Source organism: Collinsella sp. LCP19S3_C9, assembly GCF_052121575.1.
GTDB lineage: Bacteria > Actinomycetota > Coriobacteriia > Coriobacteriales > Coriobacteriaceae > Collinsella.
The window spans coordinates 213593-232373 of sequence record NZ_JBQKDZ010000001.1 but is presented as its reverse complement, the minus strand read 5'-3'; the positions used below and the strand labels follow the sequence as shown (position 1 = coordinate 232373).

The 18781-nt window shown below is 61.6% G+C and carries 13 protein-coding genes; 2 read left to right on the top strand and 11 right to left on the bottom strand.

Annotated features, from left to right (window positions below):
- Nucleotides 1-35: 35 nt before the first annotated feature.
- From ACTQXI_RS00975 to ACTQXI_RS00940, 8 genes are all read right to left on the bottom strand, one after another.
- Nucleotides 36-413, bottom strand: coding sequence for a DUF2273 domain-containing protein (locus tag ACTQXI_RS00975; RefSeq protein ID WP_441049048.1), 378 nt, complete (start codon nt 411-413; stop codon nt 36-38).
- Nucleotides 406-951, bottom strand: a complete 546-nt coding sequence (locus tag ACTQXI_RS00970; protein ID WP_441049049.1) for a hypothetical protein — start codon at nt 949-951, stop codon at nt 406-408. Before ACTQXI_RS00970 ends, ACTQXI_RS00975 begins: the two co-directional genes overlap by 8 nt.
- A 165-nt stretch (nt 952-1116) precedes the next feature.
- Nucleotides 1117-1923, bottom strand: a complete 807-nt coding sequence (locus tag ACTQXI_RS00965) for a YebC/PmpR family DNA-binding transcriptional regulator (protein WP_154514825.1) — start codon at nt 1921-1923, stop codon at nt 1117-1119.
- Nucleotides 1924-2088: 165 nt separating this feature from the next.
- Nucleotides 2089-4272 carry a DUF6020 family protein gene (locus ACTQXI_RS00960; RefSeq protein WP_441548134.1) on the bottom strand — a complete coding sequence of 728 codons (2184 nt, stop codon included), beginning with the start codon at nt 4270-4272 and terminating at the stop codon, nt 2089-2091.
- A 146-nt stretch (nt 4273-4418) separates the two neighbouring features.
- A complete protein-coding gene (lgt, locus tag ACTQXI_RS00955) occupies nt 4419-5240 on the bottom strand; it encodes a prolipoprotein diacylglyceryl transferase (protein WP_441049051.1) in 822 nt (273 codons plus the stop codon).
- Nucleotides 5241-5349: 109 nt separating this feature from the next.
- Nucleotides 5350-5628: a NifU family protein gene (locus tag ACTQXI_RS00950; protein WP_427718265.1), complete on the bottom strand. Its 279-nt coding sequence runs from the start codon at nt 5626-5628 to the stop codon at nt 5350-5352.
- Between the two features lie 188 nt (nt 5629-5816).
- The gene (locus tag ACTQXI_RS00945) at nt 5817-6341 is read right to left on the bottom strand and encodes a deoxycytidylate deaminase (protein ID WP_154514829.1); all 525 of its coding nucleotides are present in this window, start codon (nt 6339-6341) and stop codon (nt 5817-5819) included.
- 89 nt (nt 6342-6430) lie between these two features.
- Nucleotides 6431-7282 carry a type III pantothenate kinase gene (locus ACTQXI_RS00940; RefSeq protein WP_427795555.1) on the bottom strand — a complete coding sequence of 284 codons (852 nt, stop codon included), beginning with the start codon at nt 7280-7282 and terminating at the stop codon, nt 6431-6433.
- A 306-nt stretch (nt 7283-7588) separates the two neighbouring features.
- Between ACTQXI_RS00940 and ACTQXI_RS00935 the strand changes: the two genes are divergently transcribed.
- Together ACTQXI_RS00935 and ACTQXI_RS00930 are read left to right on the top strand one after the other, a co-directional pair.
- Nucleotides 7589-9289 (top strand): OPT/YSL family transporter, encoded by a 1701-nt coding sequence (locus ACTQXI_RS00935; protein ID WP_441049052.1) that lies wholly within the window; start codon nt 7589-7591, stop codon nt 9287-9289.
- Nucleotides 9290-9498: 209 nt separating this feature from the next.
- A complete protein-coding gene (locus ACTQXI_RS00930; RefSeq protein WP_441015161.1) occupies nt 9499-10638 on the top strand; it encodes a DUF389 domain-containing protein in 1140 nt (379 codons plus the stop codon).
- A 69-nt stretch (nt 10639-10707) separates the two neighbouring features.
- On the opposite strand, the gene ACTQXI_RS00925 is transcribed toward ACTQXI_RS00930, so the two are convergent.
- The 3 genes from ACTQXI_RS00925 to ACTQXI_RS00915 all read right to left on the bottom strand — a co-directional run bounded on the left by ACTQXI_RS00925 (nt 10708) and on the right by ACTQXI_RS00915 (nt 18771).
- Entirely contained in the window at nt 10708-12444 is a 1737-nt protein-coding gene (locus tag ACTQXI_RS00925; protein WP_441049053.1) for an aryl-sulfate sulfotransferase, read from the bottom strand.
- Nucleotides 12445-12748: 304 nt separating this feature from the next.
- On the bottom strand, nt 12749-13708 hold the full coding sequence (locus tag ACTQXI_RS00920) for a 3-hydroxyacyl-CoA dehydrogenase (RefSeq protein ID WP_154514839.1): 960 nt from the start codon (nt 13706-13708) through the stop codon (nt 12749-12751).
- A gap of 281 nt (nt 13709-13989) precedes the next feature.
- Nucleotides 13990-18771 carry an acyl-CoA dehydratase activase-related protein gene (locus ACTQXI_RS00915; RefSeq protein WP_441548133.1) on the bottom strand — a complete coding sequence of 1594 codons (4782 nt, stop codon included), beginning with the start codon at nt 18769-18771 and terminating at the stop codon, nt 13990-13992.
- Nucleotides 18772-18781 lie beyond the last annotated feature (10 nt).

The window sequence follows — 18781 nt, the reverse complement described above, 5'->3', positions numbered from 1 at the left end:
TTATGCCCACCGCACACGCGGCGGTCGAATACATACTAGCGGCCGCTAAACAGACGGCCGAAGAAGTTGACGATCCCGTTCTCGCCGTCACGGATCTGGCCAATCACGGCGCCGATCAGCACAAAGAATGCGATGACGAGTGTATCCCACAGGCCGATCGTGAGCACCAGCACGGCGAGCACAAAACCAGCGACGGCTCCGAGCGTGGTGTTGGGATGACGGACGGCATAGCTCCAGATGGCCGCCCCCGTACCCTTGATGAGACCCATGGCCTCGTCAAAGTCGTTGGCGGCGCTGTCGTGCTGCTCGCCGGCCTCGGGGGTGGTGTCGGCGGACTCGCCTGCCGGCGTAGCGTTCTGGTCGATCGTCAGGCGCGGGGTGCGGACGGTCTTGTCTTGATTGGTATCACTCACCGGAAACCTCCACGGTCTGGACGGTAGTCTTGGACGGCAAAAAACGGACGCGCGCGGTCGTGCCCGGCGTGCCGAGCATGGTGTCGCAGGCCTCCTCGATACGTTGCTGCATCGCGGTTGCAAGGGAGGCCACGTCCCGGTCATCGAGCGCGATGGCGTCGACCTTAAAACGGACGAGCGATTCGTCGGAACCCTGCACGCGCGCCTCGACATGCTCGACTATCACACGGTCGTCGCGCTCTGCCGCGGCACGGGCGCACGAGGAAAGCGCTGCGAGGGTGACCTCGATGTTGCGCTCCCCCGCCGGATGCACGCAGGACGGCTCGCGACGCGCGAACATCAGGCGGAAAAACCCGATGAGCACGCCAAGTGCCACGATGGCGGCGCACACCGTAACGACAACGCGAGGCATGGTGTCACGCAACAGCAGCATAAAGCGATACGTATACGGTCCCCAGAACTGGCAGACAAGCGTGCCCAGCGCCACGATGGCGGCGGCAAGGTACACGATTGCTAGGGCTCGTTTGAGTACGCGCACGCGCGCTCCCTTCAGGTTTCGGTCCACAGAATGCAAAACGATTCGCATCATTATAAAAGAGCCGGGTCCGGTGCCATACGCACGCGGATCCGGCTCATCTATTCCACGAGGCTTGTATGCTCGCTTCATTATGCCCAGATATGCACGGCTTAACCCGTGCAGGCGCTACTCCTCCTCGAGGGCAGCGATGACCTCGTCGGTCATGTCCATGGTGCTGTAAACATCCTGAACGTCGTCGAGCTCCTCGAGACGGTCGATGAGGCGCTGGACCTTCTTGGCGTCGGCACCGGAGACCTCGGTCGGGGTGGTCGGAACCATAGTGGTCTCGGAGCCCTTGACCTGGATGCCCTGCTCCTCGAGCGCCTTGGAAACAGCCATGACGTCGTTGGCGGCGGTCCAAACGATCCACTCCTCGCCGGCGTCCTCGTAGTCGTCGCCACCGGCCTCGGCGATAGCCATCATGAACTCTTCCTCGTCACCGGCAGCACCGTTGGCGATCATGGTCTCCTTCTTGGCGTTCTCGTCCAGGATCTCCTTGGCGACGACGATCTGGCCCTTGCGCTCAAACTGGAAGGCGACGGAGCCGGAGGTGCCCAGGTTGCCGCCAGCGTGGGAGAAGGCGGAACGGACATCGGCGGCGGTACGGTTGCGGTTATCGGTCAGGCAGTCGACGTAGACGGCAACACCGGCGGGACCATAGCCCTCGTACACGATGTTCTCGTAGACGGCGGCATCGGCACCCGAACCGAAGGCCTTGTCGATAGCGGACTTGATCTTGTCCTTGGGCATGGACTGAGCCTTAGCCTTGGCAACGGCAGCGGCGAGGCTGGCGTTGTTCTCGGGCAGCGGGTCGCCGCCGAGACGGGCAGCAACGGTGATGTTGCGGCTCAGCTTGGAGAAGAGGGCGGAACGCTTGGCGTCCTGCGCGCCCTTACGATGCTTGGTTGTGGCCCACTTAGAGTGTCCGGACATACGTGTCTCCTATCGGTTTCGACCTAAAGCCCAGCGCAGATGCTCGGGCAATATAAACAAACGTCGTTATGATATACCTACTGGCCTGCGAGATAAACCCCAAAATGAAGGCGTCGTGATGATGCAGCCCCTTGGTGCAAAGTAACCTGTCCCCTTTGCACCAAGTTAGAACCAAAGGAGGTCGCTGCGGGTGATGGTGGCGCCGATGGCGAAGGGCATGCAGGCGATGACTGGATACAGGTAGCGCATGTAGGTCGAGCCGTTGCAGGGACCGATCAGGCACACGGCGAGCACGCCCAGCAGCGGCACCCAAATGGCCAGCCCGCGCCACGAATGACGACGTAGCAGATAGACCACCACAGCGATCATGATCCACACATAGGTGGCCGAGCTCATGGTGAGCGAGATAAACGGGATGCGTTGTACTGCCACGCGATACAGGTTGATCAGGTGGTCGCACCAGCGCACAACCTTGCTATCGACCGGATGGAAGTCGAAGTACTTGAGGTTATCGGGCTTCGCCATGATCTCGGCACTGCGCGCCGTGCTGTAGACCCACGCATCGCGGGCACTCGGATAAAAGTAGCCGTAGTAGTTATTGATGAGCGCCGAGATATAGCACTCGGGATCCTTTTTGAACATCTGGGCCCACGCCTCAAAATAGGCCTTGATGTCCTCCTGCGAGGCGTACTCGTTAAAACAGTTTTTTACGGCATCCGACTTGTCGGGGTTGTAACGGCGGCCCAGATTCTCGTACTTGAGCACCCGATCGATCGCAGCGCGTTCCTTATCGGTCACCAGACCGTCGCAGGGAGCTTCCTCAATCGTGCCGTCGTCTTTGACCTTGGGGTTAACGCCCGAATTAAGGCCGTCGTGCTTTTGGACGAAGCGCGCCGTCTGTTGAAACGGAATCGAGAGGATCTCGCGCTTGGAGCCCGGCGTGATATCGTGCGCGGGCATAAAGACCTTGGTAAAGTACATGTTGGAGGCAAGGCAGAGCACGAGCACCGCGAGAACGCCGGCCCAGCGGAAGCGCGGCGTGGCGCATGAGGGTGCGACGCCAGACTGTTTGACCACGCGACGGGCCACATGCGCGTCCCAGGCGCAAAACGCCGCCGCAATCACGCAGGCCGCCAACGGAAAGACCAGGCCGCCATTGCGCAAAAACGTGGAACCCATGGCGCCCAGCACGAGCAACAGCCAGTCGTGGCGCGCAAAGAGCACAGGCGTGCGCTCGCCCGCGCGCTCGGCATTGACATCGCGACGGGGCAGGCCACATGCCACGAGCTTGACGGTCTGAACGAGCAGTACCAGAAACGCATCGGCAAACAGTACGTCTTTGGTCAGCAGCGCCGCGTAGTTGGAGAACATCGGCATAAACGCAAAGAACAGCAAGATGACGCCGCGGACCGGCAGGCTCACGCCCAGCTTGCGCAGCGACGATATGGAATAGGCCACGCAGGCGGCCGTGATGACAAATTGGGCGCAGGTGTAGATGGCAAGACCCGCATTGGCGCTATTGAATAGCGAAAGCCCCAGTTGCACACACAAGCCGATGATGGCCGTGTGTACCACCGGATGATGGCCGTTGAGCAGCGCGTTGGGGTTAAGCAGGCGCAGGTAGTCGCTCGTGCCGTTGGGGTAGTTGAACCATTGGCGGATCTGCGCGCCCGTATCTCCCATAAAGAGGCCGGGCAGCGAGGCGATAAGCGTGGGCGCCCAGACAATCATGAGTACAAGAAACGGCCCAACAAAAGGATGGACCGAGAGCACGGCGTGGGTAACACGCCACACGCGGCCAAAATGCGCCTCCGAAAACGGAATGCGGCGAGAACTCAACCAATCCAAAAACTCAAAAGCCAGATAGAAGGCCACAATCGCCAGAAGCATCCAGCCCGCGCCGCCAATCCAGGCGCAGATAACGCGCGCCTTGTCGCCCAGCACAATCTCGGCCGAATCGGTGAGGTCGTAACTGCGGCCGAACACCATGCAGACGGCAAAGAATAGCGACGGCAGCACGACCGAGGGGCGCCAAGCGTCACCGCGGCCAAAGAACACATAGCGAAACGGCAGCGTGAGCAGGCAGGCCAGCGCGAGCAGCATCACAGCGTCGGTATGGCCGGCAAATGAGAGGAGTACCTCGTAGCACACGTAAAGCATGCCCGAGGCCTTTGGATCGATCGCCAAGACCGCGTTGCTCGACACCGGGGCGGGATCGATGGAAAACGCCGTGGTCGCCAGCAGGGCGAGCAAAAATGCGACGAGCGTCTGCTTGGCGGGATAGCGCTTAAACCAAACGATGCGGGCGGCGTCGCGCGCAGCCGTTGTGGAGAGATCGGAATCCTTCACAGTCCGAAAAGCCTTTCTAGAAACCTGCCAAAAAGGGACAGGTTTATTTTGGCAGGTTTTATCTGGGGAAACGTTACGGTTCTGTCATCGTTGCCTGGCAAAATCGCCACAAAGGTGCCTGTTCCCTTTGTGGTGGTATATGGTGGTTAGGCGTCGAGATAGATGCGCTGGGGACGGTTGCGGCGGAGGGCAAAAATGATGAGCGCCAGGCCCGCAATCACGAGTGGCAGACTCAGCAGCTGACCCATGGTGATGACGCCGCCCAGCAGATAGCCCAGCTGGGCATCGGGCACGCGCACAAACTCAATGAGGAAGCGGACGATGCCGTACCCCATCACGAACACGCCCATAAACGCACCCTGGGGCAGCAGCGGTTTTTTGCGGCTGAGCACCTGCAGAATGCAGAAGAGCACAATGCCCTCGAGAAATGCCTCGTAGAGCTGGGATGGATGGCGCGGTATATCGCCCGCGGTGCCGCCAAAGATCACGCCCCAGGGCAAATCGGTCGGCTTGCCCCACAGCTCGCCGTTGACAAAGTTGGCGCAGCGCCCCAGGCACAGGGCCAGCGGAGCACCGATAACGGCAAGGTCGGCGATGGTCCAGGCGTCGAGCTTGTACATGCGGCACACGAGCACGCCGCCGATGATGCCGCCCACCAGGCCGCCATGGAAACTCATGCCGCCTTCGTTGGTGGCAAAGATCTCGAGCGGATGCGCCCAGTAGTAGCCGTCACCGTAAAAGATGACGTAGAACAGACGGGCGCCAATGATGAGGCCAAAGACCACACCAACCACGACACTCATCAGGTCGTCGACCGTAATGTCAAAACCCCAACGACGCTGCGTGCGGTACATGACGACCGCCGTGAGCAGAGCTCCGACCACATAGGCCAAGCCGTACCAGTAGATGGTGATGGGCCCCGCCGAAATGGCGACAGGATCAAGCATATGGTAGAGGTCGTTGAGCATATCGGTCCCCCTGTTCCCTACATACAAATGCGGCCGCGGGCCTTTCGCTCGCAGCCGCACATTTGGGCATGACGTCTATGCGGAGCACATCGCCCGCAGCTTTCGCTTCTCAGAACGGCGCATACTCGTCGTACAGATCCTCGACCTCGCCGGAGGCATTGACCTGCTCGACACGCGTAACGCCGGGCACGTGCTCCTTGAGGATACGCTCGACGCCCATGGAAAGCGTCAGAGCGCTCATGGGGCAACCGGCGCAGGCGCCCTGGAGCTCCAGCTTGACGACGCCCTCGTCATCAACGCCCATATACTCCATGTCGCCGCCGTCGGCCTGCAGGTTGGGGCGAATCTCTTCAAGAACCTTCTTAAGCAGCTCTTCGTTAACAGCCACAGGGGCTCCTTTCTCACAATAACGCGGGCGCGCCCGCGGACAGAGCTATGTTACTACAGCCATGTACCCGCTCGCGAGCCGTCCATGCGCGCGGACACGACTTTCACGAGCAGTTAATTTGACAGTCAATTTGGAACGGGGCTTAATTAGCCGCTTTTGCCAACGCCCGGCGCTCGTACACGCTGCCGCTACTGCTGCGTTTGTTCCCCGGTACCAATGTGGACATCGACGATAACCTGGCGGAAGCTAATGCCACAGGAGTCGAGAATGCGGCGACTGATGCGGCCGTCGTCGGTGTCGGCGTACTTATTGTCCAGATAGACAACCTCGCCCACACCTACCTGCGCCAGGATTTTGGCACAGTCGTGGCATGGGAACAGCGTGACGTAGACCGTGGAACCCTCAAGGTCCTTGAGCGAGCCGCGGTAGTTGAGCACGGCGTTGGCCTCGGCATGAACTACGTAGTTATGCTTGTCCTGCAGCGGGTCATCGCTCGTGCCCCACGGGAAAAAGTCGTCGTTGAGCGCCGAGGGCGTACCGTTGTAGCCCACCGAAAGAATGCGGTGGTTGGTGCTGGCGATGCACGCGCCCACCTGCGTATTAGGATCCTTGCTGCGGCGCTGCGCGGCGATGGCCACGCTCATAAAGAACTCGTCCCAGCTAATAACGTCGCGGCGCTTGCCCGACGCGGTTTGATGAAGATCGTCCGACATGGCAGACACCTCCGAAATCGAAATAGTTTGGCCCATTGTAGCAGGTGAAAGGTGGGACTGTTTCCTCCCCCCCGCCGACGTTCTTGGCTTTATGCGCGGCGAGGCTTTTGGTTGATGCGGTACAGCTCGGCGAGACCCCGCAGCGTCAGCGCGTCGTCTACCGTCAGGCTGTGGCCGACCAACGCCGCGAGCGCCTCGGCATCGTCGCCGGTGATGACAATGGGCACGGTGCCCTCGCCTGCCGCCTTGGTCGAGCGCATCTCGGCAAGCACCATGTCGAGCATGCCGTCGATACGGGCCACCTCGCCCAAGACCACGCCCGAGCGCATGGCCTCGCGCGTGTTGCGACCGATCACATGCGTGGGTGCCGAGGGCTCGACTTGCGGCAGGCGCGCCGCAGCGGCCGAGAGCGAGCGAGCGCCGAGCGCCAGCCCCGGCGCGATAACACCGCCGACAAAGGTTCCGCGTGCATCGATGACCTCGATATTGGTCGTAGTGCCCAGGTCGATCACGATGCACGGAGAGCCGTAGACGGCACGGGCCGCCACGGCGTCGGCGATGCGATCGGGACCGATCTCGGCCGGGTCGTCGTAGTGCACGGGCATGCCGGTCTTAAGTCCCGGCCCCACGGTGAGCACGCGCCCCGTGCAGGTACGGGAAAGTGCCGCCTTCCACGGGCGCTCGAGCGCCGGCACCACGCAGCTCAGCACTGCTGCCGCGGGAACGAGCACACCAGGCATGCCCGCATCGGCTGCCAGTGCGCCCATGACCCGCGCGAGCCTCATGCGCGCCTCATCGGCCGTAATGCTCGGCGGCGTCGTGATCTCGCACGTCGCAAGCGGGCATTCCTGCGCCGCGGCCGAATCCTCGGCAAACAGACCAAAGCGAATGAACGTGTTGCCCACATCGACCGTCAATATATATGCGCACCCATTAAGCATCGTCGGCGCTCCTTTCGTCTGCCCAGCAGTATATCGCCTACCCGAACCAGCCATCCCAGGTAGTCATTTTGGGACGGGGCTATTTTAGCTACCCCAATATGTCGGTTGATATTTGCCCCAATCCCAGATAATTCGTCGACTGTCAAAGGGTAGCTAAAATAGCCCCGTCCCAAAATGACTACCTTGCCGCTATACTGATGCGCGGTCGTGCGCGAGCTCACGCGGCGGCCCTTGGTAACCCGACTTCCCGCGCCGTATCCGTAGCGGCGCTTTCGGGGGAAGCGGATATACGCAAAGGAGTTCTATATGGGCAATCCCTCGAACCGCACTTCTATGCGCGGTCAACTTACGCTGCGCGGCGTCGTCATCGGCGTCCTTGGCTGCGTGATTATCACGGCAAGCTCGGCCTACACGGCCCTCAAGATGGGCGCCCTCCCCTGGCCGATCATTTTCGCTGCCGTCATCTCGTTGTTCTTCCTTAAGCTCATGGGCAATGCCAGCCTCAACGAGGCCAACGTTACCCACACCATCATGTCCGCGGGTGCCATGGTCGCCGGCGGCCTGGCGTTTACCATCCCGGGCGCCTGGATGCTGGGCTATGCCGACCAGATCAGCTGGCTCGACATGTTTATCGTGGCGCTCGCCGGCACCATTTTGGGCCTTCTGGCAACGGCGCTCATCCACCGTCACTTTATCGTGGACGCCGTGCTGGAGTTTCCCACCGGCAACGCCGCAGCCCAGACCCTGCGTGCTACCGAGGCCGGCGGCAAGACCGGCAAGCAGCTCTTTGGCTCCATGGCCATCGCAGGCATCTATAGCGTGCTGCGCGACGCCCTGGGCGTGGTGCCCAGCATGCTGTGCACGCTCAATATCCCCGGCGTGACCTTTGCCATCTACAACTCGCCCATGCTGCTGTCCATCGGCTTTTTGGTGGGCTTTGCCCCCGTCGCCTTCTGGTTTGCCGGCGCGCTGCTGGGCAACTTTGGCATTATCGTCGGCGGCACCGCTGCCGGCCTGTTCGATATTGTGACCGCGCAGGGTATCGTCAAGTCCTTAGGTATGGGCCTTATGATGGGCTTTGGCGTCGCCGTCGTCCTTAAAGACATCCTGCCGCAGGTCGCCGGTATCGTTCGCGGTCTTGCCGCCGACAGCTCCACCGACACCGACGAGCAGTCGCTCATCTCGGGCTCGCTTAAGCTCGACGCCGGCATCATCGGCCTGGGCACCGCCGCCATCGCCGTGATCATCGCCATCGCGCTCGACCTTGGCCCCGTCCCAGCCGTCATCGTCACGCTGTTCACCTTTGTCACCACCATCATGAGTGCGCAGAGCTGCGGCCAGACGGGTATCGACCCCATGGAGATCTTTGGCCTCATCGTCATGCTCATCGTAGCGGCCTTCGCGCAGCTTGCGCAGGTCAAGCTGTTCTTTATCGCCGGCATCGTGGCCGTGGCTTGCGGCCTTGCGGGCGACGTCATGAACGACTTTAAGGCCGGCGCCGTGCTGGGCACCAACCCGCGCGCACAGTGGATCGGCCAGGCCATCGGCGGCATCGTGGGCGCACTGGTCGCTGCCGCCGTCATGGTCGCGCTCGTCACCGCCTATGGTCCGGACGCCTTTGGTCCCGACAAGAGCTTTGTGGCCGCGCAGGCAAGCGTAGTCGCCACCATGGTCTCGGGCATCCCGAGCGTGCCGTGGTTCGCAGGCGGTTTTATCGCCGGCATCGTCATGTATTGGCTCGGCATTCCGGCCATGATGATCGGTCTGGGCGTGTACCTGCCGTTCTACATGTCGCTCACGGCCTTCTTGGGCTCCTGCGCCAAGCTCGCCTACGACAAGTGGGCAGCCCACCGCGACGCCGCCGGTCTTTCGGGCAAAGAGAAGGCTTCCAAGGATGCTGCCTTCCAGGAGCAGGGCCTGGTCGTCGCAAGCGGCCTGTTGGGAGGCGAGTCCGTCGTTGGCGTTATCCTGGCGTTTGTCTCCGTCGGCCTGAGTCTGCTGGGCTAAACCCAACAACAATGTACCCGTACAGAGCGCGGGGCCGGAGACCATCCGGCCCCGCGCTCTGTATCTGTCGAAACACTCGGCCGCAACCGCATTTGACGTCCCCCTTACCTGCTCGTCTAAGTTTCACGTCAAGATGACCGCCCCGCCCGCCACGGTGTAGAGTACATGCTGCGAGCGCACCCGCGTTCCTGCGGCAATACGAGGTGGACATGGAACTCGACAAACAACAGATCAAGCGACTACGCAAACGCCATCACCGGCGCCACGGCATTCGACCTGCCCATAGTGAGGCCCTGGAGAACACCGGCCGCTTCCTAAAGCGCGCATTCAACATTCGCGAGGGTCGCGCACCCTATCACGTGATTCGCAAGCGCTTTGTAAACGGGGCGCGGCTGACCGGCTCGCACTTATGCATCCTCATCATCGCCATGCTCATCGCGAGCATCGGCCTCGATATCGACTCGGACATTGCCATCGTGGGCGCCATGCTCATCTGCCCACTCATGGGATCGGTCCTTGCCATGGCATATGGCATCGCCACGCTCGACCGCGAGATTGCCGTCGAGGCCGTCGCCGGCCTCGCGCTACAGATGGCCTTTTGTCTGATCACGTCCACGCTGTATTTTAAGCTCTCGCCCCTTGGCACCACCACGGCCGCCATCATCGACAACTCGACGCCCACTGTGTGGGACCTTGCTGTCGCGCTCGCGGGCGGCTTTGCGGGCGGGCTGGGCAACTCGCGTGACCAGGAACCTGCCACGCTTATCGCCGGCGTGGCCGTGGCGACCGCGCTCATGCCGCCCCTGTGCGCGGCGGGCTATGGCATCGCCATTGCAAGCGGGTCACTGTTTCTCTCGGCGCTTTATGAGTTTGGCATCAACGTGGTCTTTATCGCACTGGCTGCCGAAGCCGTGCTGCTTCTTTTGCGCGTGCCGCTCAAGCGCGACCTGAACGGCGACGGTATTGTGACTGCTGAAGAAAACGCCGAGGTCAACGAGCTATCGCGCAAGGTGCGCCGCCGCATCATCGTGGGCACGGTGATCTTTGCCATCCCCTGCATTATTATGACGGCGGGGTCTATTGGCTCGGCGCAGGCCGGCGTGCAAGACGGCTACGGCGTCACTGAAACCACGCGCGAACTTGCGGCGGTGCTGCCGGGCTTTAAGGATTACACCGTCGCCGTCGAGACCTCGGCTACCGAGGGCGACAAGGAGGGCGTTGTCGAGCGCCAGACTGTCGCTCGCGTAACGACAAGCGAGACGCTCGGGGCGCACGACCGCCGTGTTGCCCGCAAGCTCATCGACCTCAACGTACCCGAACTCGATCGCGTGGAGTTTGACGTGAAGTGATGCGGAACGTGAGGTAGGCCCGGTACGAGCGTGCGCAGCCGCGGGGCACAGGCACAGCCAAGCGCAGCGCTACAGCTCGTACTTGTACACGCGGTAGATGTACTTCTCGGCTTCCATCTCGTACGTGGCAATGGGCAGTCCATAGCGATCGTACTCGGCAAAGGTCTTGGCTATGCCCGATGCCACAAGCATGCTATTCGAATCGCCGACGCGCTGCGCACTACTTACGTAACCTGAGAACGGCACTGCGATCTGGTCCACAAGCTCGTAGGTGCGCGCGGTCTCGTCCACCGTAAAAATGCGCCCAAACGAATGCGTTCCCTTGCTGTAGTCGGTCACGACCGCAGCGCCCAGCTGGCCCCAGTCGAACTTGGGATAGCTCTCGGCAGCACCAAAGTTGTTGTCGTATAGCAGCACCTGGTAGCGACCAGTCGCGGTCGTCTCGTCGTTTGGCAGATAGGTCACACTATGCTGGCCTGCGTTGAGCGAAAAATCGCCTTGAGCCTGCAGCAACTTGTCCTCAAAGCCCGAGCCGGCCCAAAACTCTGGCGAGCCCATAAGCCAATCGACCGTAGGCGTACCGTAGATATCCGTGAGCTTGATGACCGTTGAGGTCTCGCGCGAGCTGAGCAAAACGGTGCCGCCGCCGAGCCACTGGATCGTGTTGATGTGAATCCAATCCAGGTCGCCGTCCGAGGCAACCTTGGCGCTTGCCTTGAGGTCGGGGAACATATCGCCCAGGTCCACGACGAGAGAGACGTCACCTGTTGTTATGTCGACCTTAATGATGAGGTCCTCTACATTAACGCGATCGTCCTTATCTTTTTTGGCAGCCGCGCGATCGACGTCCAAATCGGCTTCGGAGCCGGCGTGACTCGCCAGCACCAGCAGGTTGCCATCGTCATCGAAAGCGTAGTCGTGGTGTAGCTCGTAGTCGCCCGTGCTCCAGACGTTTACCACCTGGCCGATGGCGTTGATCTGGGCCATCTTGGTAGTCGAGACGCTCATGATCATGCTGCCGTCGCCCGGGAACAGCAGGCGGTGGCTGCGGTAGCCGACAATCGGCACCTCGCCGCGAATCTGGCCGTCGTTGTCGTAGAGGTACATAAAGTCGAGCTTGGACGAGTCGTTGCCCAAGATGGTAAAGAGACCATCGGCAAGCGGCGTATTGGACTCCCCCGACGTAACGGCAAGCTGCTCTTCTTCCTCGCCTTTGAGAGCCGGCGTCTTGACCGTGAACGTCGAGGTGCGGCTGATACCATCTTGTGCCGTGCAAGTGATGGTTACCGTGTTTTTGTGGTTGGGAATGAGGCCGATGACCTTGAACTCGTGTTCCGTGGCCGGCGCGTCGCCGCCGTGGGGCGTATGGGAAAACGCGGCGACCTTGGGCGTGTCACCAGTCTTTTTGCGACCGGCGACCTTGTAGGAGACGGTTACGGAATCCGTTGTCGCAAAGCGAACGTAGCAGCTCAGGGTATCGGTGCCAAAGGGATCCTGCGCTATAAATGGAGTGGTCTCGTTGTAGCCGCCGTCAGCGTACTCGGTATCGAGCCGCCCCTTAATGGCCGCCTGCTTCTCGACGTCGTAGGTCGCGACAATCTGCTTGTGGAGTTTCTTTTGCTCGTCAGTGAGCTCGTTGCTCGAAGTAGATGCGGCGCCCGTGCCGGCCCCGCCGACCGAGCAGCCCATGAGCCCTGTCCCGGCAAGCGCCAGCGTGCCCGCCGCACCCGCAAGAGCCGCTCGGCGCGAAAACAGCCTGCTGTCCTTGTCACTCAATTCCATATCGTTACCGTCTTTGAATACCATTGTTGTTCCCTCATATACCACGGCGTTTTCCCAGCCCTGTCTAATTATGACTCGCAGTTTAACAAACGCCCCTTAATGCAAGTTAAAGCTTGTAGCGATACGGAAACGCGGGGCGCGAAGGGAATCCGCAACCCTTCCGCTCCCAAGTGATCAATCGGAGCGGCCGCGATGGTGCTCGATCCAGTCCACGGCAAAGTCGACAAGTTCGCGTTGGCGCATAAAGCGGATTGTCCCGTTGCCGAGCGGCGCTGCGGCGCACTGACACTGCAAATGATACGTTTCTCAATGTTGCCGAGGAATCTTTTTAGTACTTGAAGAAGCCCTCGCCCGAGCTTTCGCCCAGCTTGCCTTCGTCGAGCATCTGCTTGAGGACGGATGCCATGGCCTTAAAGTTGTAGGGCATCATCATCTTTTTGAGCAGCGGGCTCACCAAGCCCGGCACCTTCTGATACTGCATGACGATGTTGTAGGCCGTCTGGATACCCACGGTGTCGAACACGCGGAACGGGCCCTTGGGCGCGCCAGTGCCGCGCGTCCATGCGAGGTCGATGCTCTTGGGGTCGCTGACGCCCGAGACGTACAGGTCAAGGCCCGACAGCAGCCACGGTACCAGCATGGAATTGAGCAGATAGCCGTTCTTTTCCTTGTTGACGGGCAGGGCAAGCATACGGATATCGCTGGCAAAGTCGACGAGCTCATCGAAATAGCGCTTGTCGGTCTGGTCCTGAGCCATGACCTCGGTCATGTTGTTCTTCCAGATGGAGTTGGCAAAGTGCAGCGACAGGTACTTCTCGGGGCGGCCAGTGTACTTGGCAAAGGTGCTCGGCAGCAGCGTGGAGGAGTTCGTCACGACAACGGTCTTTTGCGGGAGAACCGGGGCGAGCTTCTTGTAGAAGTCGATCTTTGCCTGGGTGTCCTCGGCCATCGACTCGATAACCAGATCGGCGTCGGCCACTGCCTTGGCAAGATCGAGCTCTAGCTTGAGTGTGGAGTAGGCACGCTCGACGGCGGCGAGCGCCGCCTCCTTATCGAAGGGCTGGTCGCTATCGGCGATACCGGCACACCACTCGCCCGTGCCGTCCGCCATGCCCTCGATAGCCGCGATGTACTCCTCGCGCACATGATCGATCTTGGGCTGAGTGCGGCCGATGCTGCCCTCGCTGCGCAGCCAGATCGTCACATCGAAGCCGCAGTAGGCAGCCTGAAAGGCAATCTGGCTTCCCAACACGCCGCCACCGGCAACACAAACGGTCTTGTAGCTCATAGGAACAGTCCTCTCTTACGTAATTCCATGGATGTGTATTTATTCAACCGTAAGGATGACACGCGCTAGAGGTGGGTTCCATAAACGGACGGTAATTTGCGGCGAACGGCTACATATGTTCATTATCTCAGGGTTCCAAGGGCGATTTTTGGTGCCACTGACACGTAGCTTTCGGAAGAGGTGATAGTTGGGGCGTTTACGCAGCATACGTCCAGCAAAAACGGGTGGTAGCCGATACGGCTACCACCCGTTTGTCTCATATCTAGCACATAGCAGGCCAACTACTTCTTAATGCCACGTCCCAGACGCTTGGCGACCGATGCAACGGCCTCCTCGCTGGCCGAGCCACAGCTCACGCAGCCATCATGGGCACGCATCTGGCCAGTGACCTCGTCCATCGCGAGCGGCGCCACCTTCTCGAGCTTAAAGCCCTTACCGGTGCGCATGTTTTCCTTGGCCACGCTGATCATGAGCTTAATGCGGTTGAGCTGGTTGACCTCGGACGCGCCGGGGTCGTAGTCCACCGCGACAATGTTGCTCTCGGGGTGCTGACGGCGCAGCTCCTTGATCACGGCCTTGCCCACCACGTGGTTAGGCAGGCACGCAAAGGGCTGCGTGCAGATGATGTTGGGCGCGCCATGGTCAATCAGGTCGAGCATCTCGGCCGTGAGCAGCCAGCCTTCGCCCATGTTGTTGCAAACCGAAAGCACCGTACGGGCCTTGTCCGCCATGGTGCCGATGCGCTCGGGCGCCTCAAAGCGGCGGGACTTTTGGAGCAGCTCCTCCACCGGCGTACGCATCCAGTCCACGAGCTTGATGAGCGCCTGCATACCAGCGCGCGTGGTTGCAGAGCTTCCGAGCTCATCCTTCTGCAGCTCGGCGTTGCTCATAGAGTACAGGAAGAAGTCGAGCAGGCCCGGCACCACGGCCTCGCAGCCCTCGCGCTCGATAACGTCGACCACGTGGTTGTTGGCTGTAGGGTGGAACTTGACCAAGATCTCGCCGACCACGCCCACGCGCGGCTTGGTGCCCTCACCCACGAGCGGCATGGTGTCGAACGCGCGGATGGCCTCGCGGCACAGCTTGGTGTAGTTGTGGCGGTTGAACTTGGGCGCCAGCTTGCGGGCGCGCGCCATGTACTCCTCGTAGAGTGCGTTGGCGGCACCGGGCGTAGCCTCGTATGGACGACAGCGATAAAGCATCTGCATCATCACGTCGCCAAAGAGCACCGCGTAGACTGCCTGCTTAAGCAGCGCCGGCGTAATCTTAAAGCCGGGGTTGTCCTCACCGAGCGCCACCGCCGAAAGCGAGATCACCGGGATCTCGGGGTGGCCGCTCTCGCGCAGGGCCTTGCGGATGAGTGCGATGTAGTTGGTGGCACGGCAGCCGCCGCCGGTCTGGCTGATAACCACGGCCGTCTTGGACAGGTCGTACCGGCCGCTCTCGATGGCCTCCATAATCTGGCCGGTCACCAAAATGGACGGATAGCAAATGTCATTGTTCACATAGCGCAGGCCGGCCTCGACGGCGTCGTGATCGGTCGAGGGCAGCAGCTCCAAGTTGTAGCCGGCACCGCGGAACACCTCTTTGACCAGGTCAAAGTGGATCGGCGCCATCTGCGGGCACAGGATGGTGTAGCCCTCCTCGCGCATCTGCTCGGTAAAGGGCACCTTGGGCCACGCGGTCGATGCGCTCTCGCGCTGAGCCTCGAACGTGTACTTGCGGCTCGCGAATGCGGGGGCATCCGTGGAGGGAGCCACCGGCGCGGCATCGCCCTGCTCGTAGGTCTCGCCCGCGGCCGCGGCCTCGGCCAAGCGCTCGGCCTCCTGGTCCTTAAGCGCGGCCATGAGCGAGCGGATGCGGATGCGCGCGGCGCCCAGGTTGGACACCTCGTCGATCTTGAGCACGGTGTAGATCTTGCCGCTGGCCTCCAGAATCTCCTGCACCTGATCGGTAGTCAGAGCGTCCAGGCCGCAGCCGAAAGAGTTGAGCTGGATCAGGTCCAGGTCGTTGCGCATCGTCACAAAACGGGCGACGGCGTACAGGCGGCTGTGGTACATCCACTGGTCGACGACGCGGATGGGGCGCTCGGGCTTCACCAGGTGCGCAAGCGAATCCTCGGTAAAGACCGCAAAGCCAAAGCTCGAGATAAGCTCGGGCAGGGCGTGGTTGATCTCGGGGTCGTTGTGGTAGGGGCGACCGGCGAGCACGATGCCGTGACCGCCATGGTCCTCGACCCACTTAAGGGTCTCCTCGCCCATGGTCTGGATGTCCTCGTGGAAGCGTGCATCGGCCTCAAAGGCAGCGTTGACGGCGGCATCGACCTCGGAGCGCGTGATCTTGGGACCGCGCACGCGGCCGCGACCAGCTTGCGCATCGGCCACGCGGTCGACGGCGAGCACCTGGTACAGACGGCGCTTGAGCTCGGTCTTGTCGTGATAGGGCACAAACGGGTACAGGAACTCGATATTCTGCTCACGGATCTCGTCGATGTTGAGCGCCAGCGCCGTGGGGTAGCTCATGACGATGGGGCAGTTGTAACAGTTGCCGGCGGTCGGATCCTCCTTGCGCTCCCAGCGCACGCACGGCATCCAGATAAAGTCGACATCGCGGTCGATAAGGTTCATCACGTGGCCGTGGCTCATCTTGGCCGGATAGCACACGCTCTCGGACGGCATGGACTCGATGCCCGCCTGGTAGGTCTTCTTGCTCGACTGGTCGGACAGCTGCACGCTAAAGCCCAAGCGCGTAAAGAACGCGTGCCAGAAGGGGTAGTTCTCGTACATGTTGAGTGCGCGCGGGATACCCACGGTGCCGCGCGGGGCCTCGTCGGGGCTCAGCACCTCGCGATTAAAGAGCAACTCGTTTTTCTTTTTGAAGAGGTTAGGGGCCTCGGTCTTTTGCTTTTTGTGGCCGGCGCCCTTCTCGCAGCGGTTGCCGGTAATGAAGCGCCTGCCGCCGCCAAAGTCGTTGACGGTGAGCTGGCAGTTGTTGGAGCAACGGCCGCAGCGGACGTGCTTTTGCGTCACAGTGAGGTGCGCGATGTCCTCGGCCGAAAGGATGGTCGAGGTGCCGTCGGCGCCAGCGCGATCACGGGCGAGCAAGGCCGCACCATAGGCGCCCATGCAGCCGGCGATGTCGGGACGCACGGCGTGAACGCCGGTGAGCTGCTCAAACGCGCGCAGCGTGGCATCGGACATAAAGGTGCCGCCCTGGACGATCACCTGGCTTCCGATCTCCTTGGGATCGCGCAGCTTAATGACCTTGAACAGGGCATTCTTAATGACGGAATAGGACAGACCGGCCGCGATGTCGCCCACCGTGGCGCCTTCCTTTTGCGCCTGCTTAACACGCGAATTCATAAAGACCGTGCAGCGACTGCCCAGGTCCACCGGAGCCTTGGCATGGATGGCGGCGTCGGCGAACGCGCGCACGTCCATGTTCATAGAGACGGCGAAGCTCTCGATAAAGCTACCGCAGCCCGACGAGCAGGCCTCGTTGAGCATGATGTGCTCGATAACGCCGTCCTTGACGCGCAGGCACTTCATGTCCTGACCGCCAATGTCCAGGATAAACTCGACGCCGGGCAGGAATGCCTTGGCTCCGCGCAGGTGCGCGACGGTCTCGATCTCGCCGGAATCGGCCTTGAGGGCCTCGATGAGCAGCGCCTCGCCGTAACCCGTGGTGGTCACGTGGCCGATGGTGCAGCCGGCGGGGATGTGGTTATAGAAATCGGCCATGATGACCTTGGCCGTACCCAGGATGTCACCGTTGTTGTTGCCGTACCAGGTATGCAGCAACTGGCCGTCCTCACCCACAAGCGCGGCCTTCATGGTGGTGGAACCGGCGTCGATACCGATGAACACGCGACCGGTGTAGCCTTCGAGCTTGCCCTTGGGAACGACCTCGGTGTCGTGGCGGGTCTTGAACTCGGCAAAGTCCTCGTCGGTGGCAAAGAGCGGATCCAGACGCTCGACCTCGGCGCCCTGTGTGTCACCCAGGGCATCGATGGCCTCGATGAGCTGCGGGAACGTGCTGAGCTTATTGGACTCGTGCGCCATGGCGGCACCGCTCGCCACAAACAGGTGAGCGTTTTGGGGCACGATTCGGTGCTCCTCGTCCAGGTTGAGCGTGAGGTAGAAGCGATGGCGCAGCTCGGAGAGATACTGCAGCGGGCCGCCCAGGAAGGCGACGTTACCGCGGATGGGACGGCCGCACGCCAGGCCCGAGATGGTCTGGGTCACGACGGCCTGGAAGATGGAGGCGGCCACGTCCTCGGGGCGGGCGCCCTCGTTGAGCAGCGGCTGGACGTCGGTCTTGGCAAAAACGCCGCAGCGGCTGGCGATGGGATAGATGGTGGTGGCGTTGGCCGCGAGTTCGTTGAGGCCGCTGGCGTCGGTGTGCAGCAGGGTTGCCATCTGGTCGATGAACGCACCCGTACCGCCGGCACAGGTGCCGTTCATGCGCTGCTCGATGCCGTTATCGAAGTAGATGATCTTGGCGTCCTCGCCGCCCAGCTCGATGGCGACATCGGTGGCCGGGATGAGGGTCTCGACGGCGCGTTTGCTGGCGATGACCTCTTGGACAAACTCCAGGTCGAGCCACTGGGACAGCAGCAGACCGCCCGAGCCGGTAATGGCGCAGGTCATCTGGGCCGTCGGCAGCACAGTCGCGGCGCCCTCGAACAGATCGCGGGCGCAAGCGCGAACGTCGGTGTGATGGCGCTGGTACTTGGCGTAGACGATCTGGTTGTCATCGTTGAGCACGGCGAGCTTGACGGTGGTGGAGCCAACGTCGATGCCCAGGTGCAGATTGCCGTGGGCGTTGTCGGGGTTGAAGATCGCGCCTTCGGGGGCGTGGGCGGCGGCTGCGGGCTCGGCGGCGGTGGCGGGCTCGCTAGCGACGGACGTCTCCCCTGCCGCGTTCTTGGCATCGGCAACTGCCTCGGCAACTTTCTCGGCAGCCGCGGTCGCGGCCTTCTGCGCGGCGTCCACCACGGTGGGCGCAGCCTCGCGTGCGGCGGCGACCATGCGGTCCTTGATGCCCTCGACGAGTTTGCTCATTGTCTCTCCT

Coding starts and splice junctions, on each gene's coding strand:
- ACTQXI_RS00915 (WP_441548133.1), bottom strand. CDS start 18,771: ATGAGCAAACTCGTCGAGGGCATCAAGGACCGCATGGTCGCCGCCGCA.
- ACTQXI_RS00940 (WP_427795555.1), bottom strand. CDS start 7,282: ATGCTTAATGGGTGCGCATATATATTGACGGTCGATGTGGGCAACACG.
- ACTQXI_RS00935 (WP_441049052.1), top strand. CDS start 7,589: ATGGGCAATCCCTCGAACCGCACTTCTATGCGCGGTCAACTTACGCTG.
- ACTQXI_RS00930 (WP_441015161.1), top strand. CDS start 9,499: ATGGAACTCGACAAACAACAGATCAAGCGACTACGCAAACGCCATCAC.
- ACTQXI_RS00925 (WP_441049053.1), bottom strand. CDS start 12,444: ATGGTATTCAAAGACGGTAACGATATGGAATTGAGTGACAAGGACAGC.
- ACTQXI_RS00920 (WP_154514839.1), bottom strand. CDS start 13,708: ATGAGCTACAAGACCGTTTGTGTTGCCGGTGGCGGCGTGTTGGGAAGC.
- ACTQXI_RS00945 (WP_154514829.1), bottom strand. CDS start 6,341: ATGTCGGACGATCTTCATCAAACCGCGTCGGGCAAGCGCCGCGACGTT.
- lgt (WP_441049051.1), bottom strand. CDS start 5,240: ATGCTCAACGACCTCTACCATATGCTTGATCCTGTCGCCATTTCGGCG.
- ACTQXI_RS00965 (WP_154514825.1), bottom strand. CDS start 1,923: ATGTCCGGACACTCTAAGTGGGCCACAACCAAGCATCGTAAGGGCGCG.